The organism is Pseudacidovorax sp. 1753 (assembly GCF_040544975.1).
GTDB lineage: Bacteria > Pseudomonadota > Gammaproteobacteria > Burkholderiales > Burkholderiaceae_C > Xenophilus.
In genome coordinates, this window is the sequence record NZ_JBEPKY010000009.1 from 25088 (window position 1) to 38839 (window position 13752).

The window sequence follows — 13752 nt, forward strand, 5'->3', positions numbered from 1 at the left end:
TGACCGCTGCCATGCCAGACTACCTGCCCTTCGACCCCCATCCGCGCGCGCCGGCCCGGCCACTGCCGGCGCTGGCCTGCGACAGCCAGTTCCATGTCTTTGGCCCGCCCGATCGCTACCCCGTGCGCCCCGGCGCCGCCTACGAGATGCCCACCGCCACCTGGCAGGTGGCGCAGCGTCTGCATGCCACGCTGGGCATCCAGCGCGGCGTCATCGTGCAGGCCACCACTTACGGCGCCGACCACCAGGTGGTGCTCGATGCGCTGACCGGCCTCAACGGCGACGGCCCGCGCCGCTACCTGGGCTGTGCCAATGCCGCCGTGCTGATCGAGCGCGACGACGCCTATCTGCAACAGTTGCATGCCGCCGGTGTGCGCGGCGCCCGCTTCACCCGCGGCGGCCTGGGCATCAGCTTCGGCCCGGCCGAGATGGACCGTGCGCTCGGCCGTGTGCGCGAGCTGGGCTGGTACGTGAAGGTGCAGCCAGAGCCCAAGGGCGTGGCGGAGCAGATGAAGGCCTTTGCCCACCTGGAGGTGCCGGTGCTGGTGGACCACATGGGCCGCGCCGACCCCGCCGCCGGCGAGGCCGATGCCAGCCTGCGCTGCCTGCTGGACCTGTTCGAGCGAGGAAACTTCTGGGTGATGCTGTCCCTCTCGGAGAAGCTCTCGCACAGCGGCGAGCCGTGGGACGACGTGGTACCGCTGGCGCGCCGCCTGATCGACGCCGCGCCGGACCGCTGCGTCTGGGGCAGCGACTGGCCGCATCCCATCTCGCTCAAGCAGCCACCCAACGAGGGCGCGCTGCTCGACCTGCTGACGCGCTTCGCGCCCGACGAGGCGATGTTGCGCCGCATCCTGGTGGACAACCCCGCTGCCTTTTTCGGCTTCGACGCCCACGCGGAGGTGGCCGCATGAAGCTGCTGAGCTACACCCACAAGGGTCGTGAGAGCTGGGGCGCGCTCGACGCGTCCGGCCAGGGCGTGATCGACCTGGGCCGCCGGCTGCCCGCCATCGCCGGCGTGCGTGAACTGCTGGCAGCAGGCGGGCCTGCCATGGCGCAGGCGCACGAGGCCTGGACCGGCGCCAGCGCCGACCATGCGCTGGCCGATGTGCAGCTCGACCTGCCCGTGCGCGAACCACGGCGCATCTTCTGCATCGGCGTCAACTACGCGCACCGCAACGCCGAGTACAAGGACGGCAGCGACCTGCCGCGTTATCCGAGCATCTTCATGCGCGTGCCCGACTCTTTCAGCGCCCACGGCGCGCCGTTGCTGCAGCCGGCCGAATCGCAGCAGCTGGACTACGAAGGCGAGATCGGCATCGTCATCGGCCAGGGCGGCCGGCGCATCCCGCGCGAATCGGCGCTGGCGCACATCGGCGGGCTCACCTGCATCAACGAAGGCACCATCCGCGACTGGGTGCACCATGCCAAGTTCAACGTCACGCAGGGCAAGAACTGGTTCCGCTCCGGCGCCATCGGTCCCTGGCTGGTCACGGCCGACGAATACCCCGACGGTTTCGGCAAGCTCCGCGTGCAGACCCGCGTGAACGGCGAGACGCGGCAGGAGGACACGACCGAGCACCTGATGTTCGACTTCGCCTACCTGGTGCATTACCTGTCGACCTTCACGCCGCTGCTGCCCGGCGACGTGATCGCCACCGGCACGCCCATCGGCGCCGGCATCCGCTTCGACCCGCCGCGCTTCCTGCAGCCGGGCGACGTGGTGGAAGTCGAAGTGAGCGGCGTCGGCACTCTGCGCAACGTGGTGGAGGCCGAACCGCGATGAGCACCACCCTCAGCCCCGAAGCCTGCCGCGAGGCCGCCGCCCGGCTCGACGAGGCCGAGCGCAGCCGCGTGCCCTGCGGCCAGCTGTCGCTGGCCCATCCGGGCATGACCACGGACGATGCCTATGCCATCCAGGCCGCCTGGATGACGCTCAAGCAGCAGGCCGGTCGCACCATCAAGGGCCACAAGATCGGCCTGACCTCCAAGGCCATGCAGCGCGCCGTGCGCATCGACGAGCCCGACTTCGGCGTGCTGCTGGACGACATGTTCTACCGCGACGGCGCCACCATTCCCGTCGGGCGGTTTCTGCAGCTCAAGGTCGAGGCGGAGCTGGCCTTCGTGCTGGCCAAGCCGCTGGCCGGCCCCGACTGCACGCTCTTCGACGTGCTCGATGCCACCGCCTACGTGGTGCCGGCACTGGAGATCCTGGACGCGCGCATCCAGCGCGTTGACCCGGCCACCGGCCGCACCCGCACCGTGCTGGACACCATCGCCGACAACGCGGCCAATGCCGCCATCGTGCTGGGCGGGCGGCCCTTCAAGCCCGATCAGCTCAACGTGGACATGCGCCGCATCGGCGCCATCGTCAGCCGCAACGGCGAGGTGGAAGAAACCGGCCTGGCCGCTGGCGTGCTCAACCATCCGGGCCACGGCATCGCCTGGCTGGCCAACCGCCTGCATCGCCACGGCGTGACGCTGGCCGCGGGCGAGGTGGTGCTGGCTGGCTCCTTCATCCGGCCCATCGATGTGGCGCAGGGCGACACCATCGTGGCCGACTACGGCGACTTCGGCAGCGTGGCCTGCCACTTCAGCTGAGGACGGCCATGGCCTTGCTCCCGAACCCTTTCAAGAAGGCCCTGGCCGAAGGCCGGCCGCAGATCGGCGTCTGGTCCACCCTGCCCTCGCCCTACGTGAGCGAACTGGTGGCCGGCGCCGGCTTCGACTGGATGCTGCTGGACACCGAGCACACGCCCAGCGACGTGCCGCTGATGCTGCAGCAGTTGCAGGCGGTGGCCGCCGCCCAGCCTGCCGCCGGCTGCATGCCCTGCGCCCCGGTGGTGCGCCCCGCGTGGAACGACCCCGTGCTCATCAAGCGCTACCTGGACGTGGGCGCGCAGAGCCTGCTGCTGCCCTTCGTGCAGAACGCCGACGAGGCCCGCGCCGCCGTGGCCGCCACCCGCTATGCGCCTGCCGGCCTGCGCGGCATGGGCGGCTCCATGCGCGCGAGCAACTTCGGCCGCACCGCGGACTACGTGGCCCGCGCGCATGAGGAGCTGTGCGTGCTGGTACAGGTGGAGACGCGCGAGGCGCTGGACCAGATCGAGGCCATCGCCGCGGTCGAGGGCGTGGACGGCGTCTTCATCGGCCCGGCCGACCTGTCGGCCAGCATGGGTCACGCCGGCAACCCGCGCCACCCCGAGGTGGATGCCGCAATCGACGACGCCATCCGCCGCATCCGTGCGGCCGGCAAGGCGCCCGGCATCCTGATGGTGGACGAGGCCCGGGCGCGGCAGTGCCTGGCGCTGGGCGCGCTCTTCGTCGCCACGGCGCTGGACCTGGTGGCGCTGCGCAGCACGCTGGATGCGAGCGCCGCGCGCTGGCGACAGGCTGGCGCGAGCCCTGCTCGCAGCGCTTACTGAACTCGACCACCCCGGCTCCCGCGTCCGCCCGCGCCGCTCTCCCGGCCGGATGGGGTACGGCCCGGCCCGCGGGCAAGACGGCGCCAGCCGACGCGCGGGCGGCCGGCGTGTCCCAGCCGCCCGGCACGCAGCCCGGCCATACTGGCCGGATGACCGCCGCCCTTCGCCCTCCCCGCCTCCGCTTCTGGCTGGCCCTCTTGCTGCTGACCTTGCTCGCCGCACAGGCCGCCTGGGCCCAGCAACGCGACGAAGGCGAACTGCGCATCGGCTCCAAGCGCTTCACCGAGTCCTACATCCTGGCCGAGCTGCTGGCCCGGACCGCCGCGCCCCATCTGCAGCGCGCGCCGACGGTGCGTCAGGGCCTGGGCAACACGGCGATCGTGTACGAGGCCCTGCGCTCCGGCGGCATCGACCTCTATGCCGAGTACACCGGCACCATCGCGCTGGAGATCCTCAAGAGCCCGCAACCGCTCGCGCCCGAGGCGATGCGGGCCGCGCTCGCGCCGCTGGGCCTGGGCATGGCCGTGCCGCTGGGCTTCAACGACGGCTATGCGCTGGCCATGCGCGCCACCGAGGCCGAACGCCTCGGCATCCGCACGCTGGGCGACCTGGCGAAGCACCCCGAGCTTCGCCTGGGCCTGACCAATGAATTCATCGGCCGCGCCGACGGCTGGCGCGGCGTGGCCGCGCGCTACGGCCTGCCGCAGCGGCCCACCGGGCTGGACCACGGCCTGGCCTACGACGCCATCGGCGCCGGCCAGGTGGACGTCATCGACATCTACACCACCGACGCCAAGATCGAGCACCTGGGCCTCAGGGTGCTGCAGGACGACCGTGGCTACTTTCCGCGCTACGACGCGGTGCTGCTCTATCGCCTGGACCTGCCGCAGCGCCTGCCCCAGGCCTGGGCCGCGCTGCAGCAGCTGGAGGGTCGCATCGACGAGGCCGCCATGATCCGCATGAACGCGCGGGCCGAGCTGCAGGGCGCCGCCTTCGCCGACATCGCGCGCGACTTCCTGGCCGGCGGCAAGCCCGCAGACACCGACGCCGCGCGCGGCTTCATCGCCAAGCTGGTCGGGCCCGACCTGGGCCGACTGGCGCGGCAGCACCTGATGCTGGTGGCCATCTCGGTCGGCCTGGCCCTGCTGATCGGCCTGCCGCTGGCGATGGCGGTGTTCGCGCATGTCCGCCTGCGGGCGGTGGTGCTGGGCCTGACAGGCCTGCTGCAGACGGTGCCCTCGCTGGCGCTGCTGGCCATCCTGATCTCGGCGCTGGGCGCCATCGGCACGCTGCCGGCGCTGGTGGCGCTCACGCTCTATGCGCTGCTGCCGATCATGCGCAATGCGGTGACCGGCCTGGCCGAGGTGCCCGCGGGCCTCGTGCAGGCCGGCACGGCACTGGGCATGACCGGGGCGCAAAACCTTCGGCTGGTGCGATTGCCGCTGGCGCTGCCGACGCTGATCGCCGGTGTGCGCACCGCCACCACCATCGCCGTGGGCACGGCCACCATCGCGGCCTTCATCGGTGCGGGCGGATTCGGCGAGCGCATCGTCACCGGCCTGGCCCTCAACGACCGCGCGCTACTGATGGCCGGCGCGCTTCCGGCCGCGGCACTGGCACTGATGTCGGAGCTGCTGTTCGAAGGACTGGAAGCGCTGCTGCGCCGCCGCCGCGCCCCCACCGGTTGAGCTTGGCCACGCGCCCGGCCGGCCGTGCGCGCCGGCCCTGCCCCGGCTCAATACGGCGGCGCCTGCGTCGCCCGCTGCACCCGCGCCGCATTCGTCCACCAGGCCAGGTCGTCCGCCCAGCGCGGGAATGCTCGCGCCAGCGACTTGCCCGCATCCCCCGTGGGCTCGCCTTTGTCGTCCAGCGTCTGCGAGATCGGGCCCACGGCCAGCGTGCTGGAGATCACCACCATGCCCATCTCCGACAGGATCGAATGCCAGGCCGTGCCCGAGCGTACGCCCGAGAAGCGGCCGGCCGAATAGCTGGCGATGGCGGCGGGCCGCCAGAACCATTCCTCCAGGAAGTGGTCGGTGAGGTTCTTCAGGCCCGGCTGCACGCCCCAGTTGTATTCGCCGGTGACGAACACGAAGGCATCCGCGTCGCGGATCTTGCCGGCCAGCGCCTCCATGGCCGCGGGCGCCTGGCCCTTGGGATGCTCCTTGTACATGCGGTCCAGCATGGGCAGGCCCACGGCCTGGGCGTCGATGAGTTCGGGCTCGGCGCCGCGCGCCTTGAGCTGGGCGACGATGTAGTCCGCCAGGCGGATGCCCATGCGGTCGGCGCGGTAGGAACCGTAGAAGACGAGGATCTTGTCGGGCATGCGTGCTCCTGTGAGGGAGCCCCGATCATCCGTGATCGACAGGGCGCGGGCGGGACGCCGCGGCAACGGTCGACGATATCGAGGCCATGCCGATGCCACATCGATGCGTCACACGCTGCGCGGCAGCAGGGCCGGCACGAGCGGGCGTCGCAGCCGCTCGCGCCACCACTGCAGCGCCCGACCGCCAGCGCCGGTCTTCCAGGCCAGGAAGAAGCTTTCGGGCGGCCGGGCCTCCTCGATCTCCAGGGCCACCAGGCTGCCGCGGGCGAGGTCGGCTTCCACGCAGGCGCGCGGCAGGAAGCCATGCCCCAGGCCGCTGCGCTGGCAGGCGATCTTGGCCGCCATCGAGGGCACGGTGATGCGCGGCTGCCCAGCCATCAGGCCCACCGTGCGGTCCGACAGCGAACGTGCCGTGTCGCCCACGACGATGGCGTTGTGCTCCAGCAGATCGGCTCGGCGCAGCGGCCCCTGGGCCCGCACCAGAGGATGCTGTGGCGCGACGCAGAAGACGAAGTCCAGCGTGCCGGCCGGATGCACCTGGTAGCCGCCACCGGCCGGCCCTTCGCCCGCGGCGATGACGAGATCGGCCCGGCCGTCGCGCAGCGCCTCCCAACTGCCCGACAGCGCCTCGCAGCCCAGGCGCAGGCGGGTGCCGCAGCGCAGCGCCTCGAAGTCGCGGATGTCGTCCATCAGCGCCTCGGTCGGAATCAGCGAGTCATGCACCAGCCGCAGCTCGGACTCGTAGCCGGTGGCCACCTGGCGCATGCGCGATTCGAGCGTGGCCGCAGCGCCCAGCAGCCAGCGGCCCTCGTCCAGCATCTCGCGTCCCGCCGCGCTGAGTTCGACACGCGGCCCCTGGCGCTCGAACAGGCGCAGACCCAGCTGCTCCTCCAGCTTGGCCACGGCATAGGAGATGGTCGAGGGCACGCGGTTCAGCCGCACTGCGGCTGCGGCAAAGGAGCCGTGGCGGTCGATGGCGTCGACCAGTTCGATGGCGTCGAGGGTGAGCTTGAGCATGGGCGTCGTGGGCTGCGCGGACCATCGAAAACTTCGATGCTTCCGGATGGAAAAACTCGCCAACGGCGCGGCGAGCGGCGCCGATGATTCACCCATTCCAGCGAATCCACAAGTGAACAGCAGCCCGATCCGGCCTGCAGCTCATTGGTGAAGTATTTCGATGGAATAGCGCAGGAAGCGCGCCGGCACTCCCTGCCAGCCAACCCGCCAAACGTCCAAAAAGCCCGACCAATCGACAAGACATGCACCGAGCGCCACGACGAGCATCCGCCCCTCGCCAGCCATCGTTGCATCCGCAACCCAGGAACCGACCATGACCGTCCAAGCCAAGCCCACCCCCGGCGCCACGCTGCTCTCCCCGCAGGACCACACGCTGATCCTGATCGACTTCCAGTCGCAGATGGCCTTTGCCACGCACTCCATCGACGCCACCGTGCTGCGCAACAACGCGGCGCTGGTGTCCCGCGCGGCGGCCGGCTTCGGCGTGTCGACCATCCTGACCACGGTGGCCGAGAAGAGCTTCTCGGGCCCCATGTTCGGCGAGATCACCGAGGCCTTTGCCGGCCAGGCGATGCTGGACCGCACCTCCATGAACACCTGGGAAGACGCGGCCGTGATCGAGCGCGTAAACGCCATCGGCAAGCCGCGCATCGTGCTGGCCGGCCTGTGGACCAGCGTGTGCATCGTCGGCCCGGCCCTGTCCGCGCTGGCCCAGGGCTTCGAGGTCTACGTGATCGCCGACGCCTGCGGCGACGTCTCCGCCGAAGCCCATGAGCGCGCCATGCAGCGCATGGTGCAGGCCGGCGCGCGACCCATGACCTCGCTGCAGTACCTGCTGGAACTGCAGCGCGACTGGGCACGCGGCGAGACCTACGAGCTGACCACCGGCATCGCACGCCAATGGGGCGGCGCCTACGGACTGGGCGTCACCTATGCCAAGACCATGTTCGGTGCCCACGAAGGCTGACGCGGCGGACACCACGATGAAGCCCTACCTGCTTTCGCTGGCCGTCGGCATCCTGGTCGGCGTGATCTACGCCCTGGTCCAGGTGCGCTCGCCCGCGCCGCCCGTGATCGCCCTGGTGGGGCTGCTGGGCATCCTGCTCGGCGAGCAGATCCCGCCGCTCGTGCGCAGCTGGATCCGCCCCGACGCCGTCTCCACGTCGTGGCTGCACCAGCAGGTCAAGCCGCATGTGTTCGGCGAGCTGCCGCAATGCGCCAAGGCGGAAGCGCCGCTGCCGCGCGAGAAGGCCTGAGCACGCCGACTGCACCACGACAACCCGCCCGGAGAACCGACATGGCCCAAGCCACCCCCGCTCCCGACCTCATCCTGCACAACGGCCGCTTCACCACCCTCGACCGCAGCAATCCCACGGCCGAGGCCGTGGCCATCCGCGACGGGCGCTTCCTGCGCGTAGGCCGCAATGAGGACCTGCTGCCCCTGGCGGGTGCCGCCACCCGCGTGGTCGACCTGCAGGGCCGCGCCGTGCTGCCCGGCCTGATCGACAACCACCTGCACATCATCCGCGGCGGCCTGAACTTCAACCTGGAGTTGCGTTGGGACGGCGTGCGCCGCCTGGCCGATGCCATGGCCATGCTGCGCCAGCAGGTGGCGATCACGCCGGCACCGCAATGGGTGCGTGTGGTCGGCGGCTTTACCGAACATCAGTTCGCAGAGAAGCGGCTGCCCACCATCGACGAGCTCAACGCCGCCGCGCCCGATACGCCCGTCTTCATCCTGCACCTGTACGACCGTGCCCTGCTCAACGGGGCCGCGCTGCGGGCCGTGGGCTACGGCAAGAACACGCCCGCGCCGCCCGGCGGCGAGATCGTGCGCGATGCCGCCGGCAACCCCACCGGCCTGCTGCTGGCCAAGCCCAATGCGGCCATCCTGTATGCCACGCTGGCCAAGGGGCCGAAGCTGCCACCCGAGTACCAGCTCAACTCCACGCGTCACTTCATGCGCGAACTCAACCGCCTGGGCGTGACCGGCGCCATCGACGCGGGCGGGGGCTTCCAGAACTACCCCGAGGACTATCAGGTCATCCAGCAACTCGCGGACGCGGGGCAGCTCACCATCCGCCTGGCCTACAACCTGTTCACGCAGAAGCCCAAACAGGAGAAGCAGGACTTCCTGAACTGGACAGCGTCCTCGAAGTACAAGCAGGGCGACGACTACTTCCGCCACAACGGCGCGGGCGAGATGCTGGTGTTCTCGGCCGCCGACTTCGAGGACTTCCGCCAGCCGCGGCCCGACATGGTCCCTGAGATGGAAGGCGAGCTGGAAGAGGTGGTGCGCGTGCTGGCCCAGAACCGCTGGCCCTGGCGCCTGCATGCCACCTACGACGAGACCATCAGCCGCGCGCTGGACGTGTTCGAGAAGGTCAACCGCGACACGCCGCTGGCCGGCCTGAACTGGTTCTTCGACCATGCCGAGACGATCTCGGAGCGCTCCATCAACCGCATTGCGGCGCTGGGCGGCGGCGTGGCCGTGCAGCACCGCATGGCCTACCAGGGCGAGTATTTCGTCGAGCGCTACGGCGCCGCCGCGGCCGAGGCCACGCCGCCGGTCAAGCGCATGCTCGAGAAGGGCATCCACGTCTCGGCCGGCACCGACGCCACCCGCGTGGCCTCGTACAACCCCTGGGTCTCGCTGTCATGGCTGATCACCGGCCGCACGGTGGGCGGGCTGCAGATCACGCCGCAGCGCAACCTGCTTGACCGCGAGACCGCGCTTCGCATGTGGACCGAGAAGGTCACCTGGTTCTCGAACGAGGAAGGCCGCAAGGGCCGCATCGAGGCCGGGCAGTTCGCCGACCTGATCGTGCCCGACCGCGACTTCTTCGCCTGCCCCGAATCCGACATCGCCGACACCAGCGCGCTGCTCACGATGGTGGGCGGCAAGGTCGTCTACGGCGCGGGCCCCTTCGCCACGCTGGACGAAGGCGGGCCGCCGCCGGCCATGCCCGACTGGTCGCCCGTGCGTCGCTATGGCGGCTACGGCGCCTGGGGCGCGCAGGAAGGCGCACCGCTGCAGGCCGCCCTGCGGCAGGCGGCCGCGTCCTGCGGCTGCGCGAGCGCCTGCAACGTGCATGGCCATGCGCATGCGAGCGCCTGGGGCAGCCGGCTGCCGGTGGGGGACCTCAAGAGCTTCTGGGGCGCGCTGGGCTGCGCCTGCTGGGCAGTCTGATGGCCTGGACGCAGTCTTCATGGGTGAGGCCGGTCTGCCTGCTGCTGCTGTGCGCGGCCTACCTGCAGGGCGGACTGGTCAAGGCCTTCGACTTCGCCGGTGCCGTGGCCGAGATGCAGCACTTCGGCATCGCGCCCGCCGCACCGATGGCGCTGGCCGTGATCGTGCTCGAACTCGGCGCCTCGGCCATGGTCATCAGCGGCCGGCTGCGCTGGCTGGGCGCGCTGGTGCTGGCCGCCTTCACGCTGGGCGCCACCCTGGTCGCCCTTCGCTTCTGGGAAATGCCCCAGCCGCAACGCTTCATGGCGGCCAACGCCTTCTTCGAGCACCTGGGCCTGGTCGGCGGCTTCCTGCTGGTGGCCTGGCTCGACGGGCGGGAACGGCGGCATGGCTGAGGCGGGCAAGGAGAGCGGCAGCTTTGCGCCCCTGCGCCTGCCGGTGTTCGCCGTGCTGTGGTGCGCCACGGTGCTGGGCAACATCGGCAGCTTCATGCGCGACGTGGCCAGCGGCTGGCTGGTCACCGACCTGTCGCCCAGCCCCACGGCCGTCGCGCTGATCCAGACCGCGGCCACACTGCCGGTCTTCCTGCTGGCCATTCCGGCCGGCGTGCTGTCGGACATCCTGGACCGCCGACGCTTCCTCATCGCCGTGCAGCTGCTGCTGGCGGGCGTGAGCGCGGCGCTGCTGGTGCTCTCCCGCACCGGCGGGCTGACGGTGGAGCTGCTGATCGTGCTGACCTTCGTGGGCGGCGTGGGCGCGGCACTGACGGGGCCGACCTGGCAGTCCATCGTGCCCGAGCTGGTGCCGCGCGCGCAGCTCAGGAACGCGGTGGCGCTCAACTCGCTGGGTGTGAACATCGCCCGCGCCGTCGGGCCGGCCCTTGGCGGCCTGCTGCTGGCCAGCTTCGGCGCGGCCATGACCTACGGTGCGGACGTGCTGAGCTACGTCTTCGTCATCGCCGCGCTGCTGTGGTGGCGCCGCCCGGCGCCGACGGCGGACGAGGGCCTGTCCGAGAACTTTCTCGGCGCCTTCCGCGCCGGCCTGCGCTATGCACGCGCCAGCCGCGAACTGCACGTGGTGCTGGTGCGGGCGGCGGTCTTCTTCCTGTTCGCGAGCGCGGCCTGGGCGCTGCTGCCCCTGGTCGCACGCCAGATGCTTCAGGGCACGGCCGGCTTCTACGGCGTGCTGATGGGTGCCGTCGGCGCGGGCGCCATCGTCGGTGCGCTGGTCATGCCGCGGCTGCGCGCCCGGCTCGATGCGGACGGGCTGGTGCTGCTGGCCTCGGTGCTCACGGCGGTGGTGTTCGGTGCGCTGGTGCTGGCCCCGCCCCAGTGGCTGGCCGTGCTGTTGCTATTGGTACTGGGCGTGGGCTGGATCACTGCCCTGACCACGCTCAACGGCGTGGCCCAGGCCGTGCTGCCCAACTGGGTCCGTGGCCGCGGCCTCGCCGTCTACCTGACGGTGTTCAACGGTGGCATGGCCGCGGGCAGCCTGGGCTGGGGGCTGGTGGCGCAGCAGATCGGCGTGCGGGGCGCGCTTGCCGCCGCTGCGCTGGGCCTGCTGGTGGTGGGCTTGCTCTTCCACCGCGTGCGCCTGCCCGCAGGCGACGCGGACCTGCAGGCCTCGCGCCACTGGCCGGAGCCGCTGCTGGCCGAGCCCGTGGCCCATGACCGGGGCCCCGTGATGATCCAGATCGAGTACCGCATCCGTGCGGAAGACCGCCCCGCCTTCCTGGCCGCCGTGCGGCGCCTGGCCCCCGAGCGCCGGCGCGACGGGGCCTATGCCTGGGGCCTGCATGAGCACACGGCCGACCCGCAGCGCATCGTCGAATGGTTCATGGTCGAGTCCTGGGCGGAGCACCTGCGCCAGCACCACCGCGTGTCCCAGGCCGATGCGGACCTGCAGGGCGAAGTGGTCCGCTACCACATCGGCCCGGGGCAGCCCGAGGTCCACCACTTCCTGGCGCTCTGAACGTCAAGCCGCCTTTCCTTCCCTTCCCTGTCTTCCTCAACCCCTGGAGATTTGCATGAGCTTCCTCACCCTGCGCGACGGAACCGACCTCTACTACAAGGACTGGGGCAGCGGCCAGCCCATCCTGTTCAGCCACGGCTGGCCCCTGAGCGCCGACATGTGGGACGCCCAGATGATGTTCTTCGCCGAGCGCGGCTACCGCACCGTCGCCTTCGACCGCCGCGGCTTCGGCCGCTCGGGCCAGCCGTGGACCGGCTACGACTACGACACCTTCGCCGACGACATCGCGCAGCTGATCGAGGCCCTGGACCTCAAGGACGTGGTGCTGGTGGGCTTCTCGATGGGCGGGGGCGACGTGACGCGCTACATCGCCCGGCATGGCAGTGCCCGCGTGGCCCGGCTGGCGCTGGTCAGCGCGGTGACGCCGCTGTTCGTCAAGACGGCGGACCATCCGGAGGGACCCGAGCCCGCCATGTTCGAAGGCCTGCGCGCAGGGCTGCTGGCGGACCGGCCGCAGTTCCTGGACGACTTCAGCACCATCTTCTACGGCACCAATCGGCCGGGGGCCAAGGTGTCGCAAGGCATCTTCAAGCAGACGCTGCAGATCGCCCTGCAGGCATCGATCAAGGGCACGCTGGACTGCGTGACGGCCTTTTCCGGCACCGACTTCCGCGCCGACATGGCCAAGATCGACGTGCCCACGCTGGTCATCCATGGCGACGACGACCAGGTGGTGCCCATCGAGGGCACGGGCAAGCTCGCCGCGCAGATGATCAAGGGCGCCACGCTCAAGGTCTACCCCGGTGCGCCCCACGCCACCTGCACCACGCACAAGGACCAGGTCAACGCCGACCTGCTCGCGCTGATCGAAGGCTGATCCAGGCGGCGGCCAGCGGCGTTGCAGGCCCTCAGTGGCCGGCGCCGCGCCGCCAGGTGCCCGGCGGCATGCCCATGTGCCGGGTGAAGACGCGGGTGAAGTGGCTCTGGTCCGCAAAGCCACAGGCCAGCGCGATGGCCGCGAGCGACAGCCCGGGCTGCGCCAGCAGTGCCTGGGCCCGTGCCAGCCGCTGCGCCTGCACCCACTGGTAGGGCGTCTGGCCGGTCGTCTCGCGGAAGGCCTCGATGAAATAGCTGCGCGACAGGCCACAGGCCTCGGCGACGGCCTGGGCGCTCTGGTCTCCATCCACGCGCATCGCCAACATCTCCTTGGCGCGTGCCTCCTGGCGGGGTGACAGCCGGCGGCGCGGGCGCGTGCCGGCCGGCTGCGCGGCGCCTGCACGCAGGAGCAGTTGGGCGGCCATCGCCGCCGTGACCTGCTCGATGAACAGGCCGCAGCCCGGCTGCGGCCGACCGAGCGCGGGCAGCAGCGCCAGCGCCAGGTGGTGCAGCACCGTGTCATGGGCGCCCACCGGCGAGGCCGCCAGCAGCGCCCCCGGGGCCAGGGGCCGCTCCGTGGCCTGGCGCAGCACGGCCTGCGGGAACTCCACCAGCAGGAAGTCGAAACCTGTCTTCATGTCGGCGCGGTAACGCTCGCCAAAGTCGCGCAGGTAGATCGCGCCGCAGCCGAAGTCGTGCGTGCTGGCGTGCCGCGCGTGCAGGATGCGCCGGCGATGCCCCGGGGCGAGCGAGATGCCCAGCAGCAGGCCCCTGTCCGAGGGCGCGGTCTCCACCGGCCCGAGCTGGGTCGTCGTCACGGCCTTGCGATAGACACGGACGCCGCCGGCGTCGAGCTCGTCATCGTGCACCAGCGTGCTGGCGGTGCAGCCGAGCGCGTCGCGCGGCGCCATCGTCAAAGGCGAAGGGGTGAGGTGCATGGGATCTCC

General features: G+C 71.1%; 14 protein-coding genes. 11 read left to right on the forward strand and 3 right to left on the reverse strand.

The genetic code is table 11. From position 1 onward, the window contains the following. Positions 1-11 precede the first annotated feature (11 nt). The 5 genes from ABIC63_RS12580 to ABIC63_RS12600 all read left to right on the forward strand — a co-directional run bounded on the left by ABIC63_RS12580 (position 12) and on the right by ABIC63_RS12600 (position 5113). The gene (locus ABIC63_RS12580) at positions 12-914 is read left to right on the forward strand and encodes an amidohydrolase family protein (protein WP_354320003.1); all 903 of its coding nucleotides are present in this window, start codon (positions 12-14) and stop codon (positions 912-914) included. Next, a complete protein-coding gene (locus ABIC63_RS12585; RefSeq protein WP_354320004.1) occupies positions 911-1786 on the forward strand; it encodes a fumarylacetoacetate hydrolase family protein in 876 nt (291 codons plus the stop codon). Before ABIC63_RS12580 ends, ABIC63_RS12585 begins: the two co-directional genes overlap by 4 nt. Beyond that, positions 1783-2601, forward strand: coding sequence for a 2-oxo-hept-4-ene-1,7-dioate hydratase (gene hpaH, locus ABIC63_RS12590; RefSeq protein WP_294372650.1), 819 nt, complete (start codon positions 1783-1785; stop codon positions 2599-2601). Before ABIC63_RS12585 ends, hpaH begins: the two co-directional genes overlap by 4 nt. An 8-nt stretch (positions 2602-2609) precedes the next feature. Continuing rightward, positions 2610-3425, forward strand: coding sequence for an aldolase/citrate lyase family protein (locus tag ABIC63_RS12595; protein ID WP_294372652.1), 816 nt, complete (start codon positions 2610-2612; stop codon positions 3423-3425). A gap of 149 nt (positions 3426-3574) precedes the next feature. Next, a complete protein-coding gene (locus ABIC63_RS12600; RefSeq protein ID WP_294372656.1) occupies positions 3575-5113 on the forward strand; it encodes an ABC transporter permease/substrate-binding protein in 1539 nt (512 codons plus the stop codon). 47 nt (positions 5114-5160) lie between these two features. Here ABIC63_RS12600 and ABIC63_RS12605 read toward each other — a convergent pair whose 3' ends face one another. Both ABIC63_RS12605 and ABIC63_RS12610 read right to left on the reverse strand, forming a co-directional pair. Continuing rightward, on the reverse strand, positions 5161-5751 hold the full coding sequence (locus tag ABIC63_RS12605) for an NADPH-dependent FMN reductase (protein WP_294372659.1): 591 nt from the start codon (positions 5749-5751) through the stop codon (positions 5161-5163). Positions 5752-5859: 108 nt separating this feature from the next. After that, positions 5860-6768, reverse strand: a complete 909-nt coding sequence (locus ABIC63_RS12610) for a LysR family transcriptional regulator (protein WP_294372662.1) — start codon at positions 6766-6768, stop codon at positions 5860-5862. Between the two features lie 313 nt (positions 6769-7081). On the opposite strand from ABIC63_RS12610, the gene ABIC63_RS12615 reads away from it, so the two are divergent. Genes ABIC63_RS12615 through ABIC63_RS12640 form a run of 6 tightly spaced genes read left to right on the forward strand, consistent with a single transcriptional unit; the run spans position 7082 to position 12806 of the window. Beyond that, positions 7082-7735 (forward strand): hydrolase, encoded by a 654-nt coding sequence (locus tag ABIC63_RS12615; protein WP_354320005.1) that lies wholly within the window; start codon positions 7082-7084, stop codon positions 7733-7735. A 16-nt stretch (positions 7736-7751) separates the two neighbouring features. Next, positions 7752-8024 (forward strand): DUF1427 family protein, encoded by a 273-nt coding sequence (locus tag ABIC63_RS12620; protein ID WP_294372668.1) that lies wholly within the window; start codon positions 7752-7754, stop codon positions 8022-8024. 41 nt (positions 8025-8065) lie between these two features. Then, positions 8066-9958: an amidohydrolase gene (locus tag ABIC63_RS12625; protein WP_354320006.1), complete on the forward strand. Its 1893-nt coding sequence runs from the start codon at positions 8066-8068 to the stop codon at positions 9956-9958. After that, complete coding sequence (locus ABIC63_RS12630) at positions 9958-10353, forward strand: DoxX family protein (protein ID WP_294372673.1); 396 nt, start codon at positions 9958-9960, stop codon at positions 10351-10353. Before ABIC63_RS12625 ends, ABIC63_RS12630 begins: the two co-directional genes overlap by 1 nt. Further along, positions 10346-11929: an MFS transporter gene (locus ABIC63_RS12635; RefSeq protein WP_354320007.1), complete on the forward strand. Its 1584-nt coding sequence runs from the start codon at positions 10346-10348 to the stop codon at positions 11927-11929. Before ABIC63_RS12630 ends, ABIC63_RS12635 begins: the two co-directional genes overlap by 8 nt. 55 nt (positions 11930-11984) lie before the next feature. Beyond that, positions 11985-12806 (forward strand): alpha/beta fold hydrolase, encoded by an 822-nt coding sequence (locus ABIC63_RS12640; protein WP_354320008.1) that lies wholly within the window; start codon positions 11985-11987, stop codon positions 12804-12806. Positions 12807-12837: 31 nt separating this feature from the next. Here the strand turns inward: ABIC63_RS12640 and ABIC63_RS12645 are convergent, their stop codons facing one another. Further along, positions 12838-13743 (reverse strand): helix-turn-helix domain-containing protein, encoded by a 906-nt coding sequence (locus tag ABIC63_RS12645; protein WP_354320009.1) that lies wholly within the window; start codon positions 13741-13743, stop codon positions 12838-12840. Positions 13744-13752: the final 9 nt, after the last annotated feature.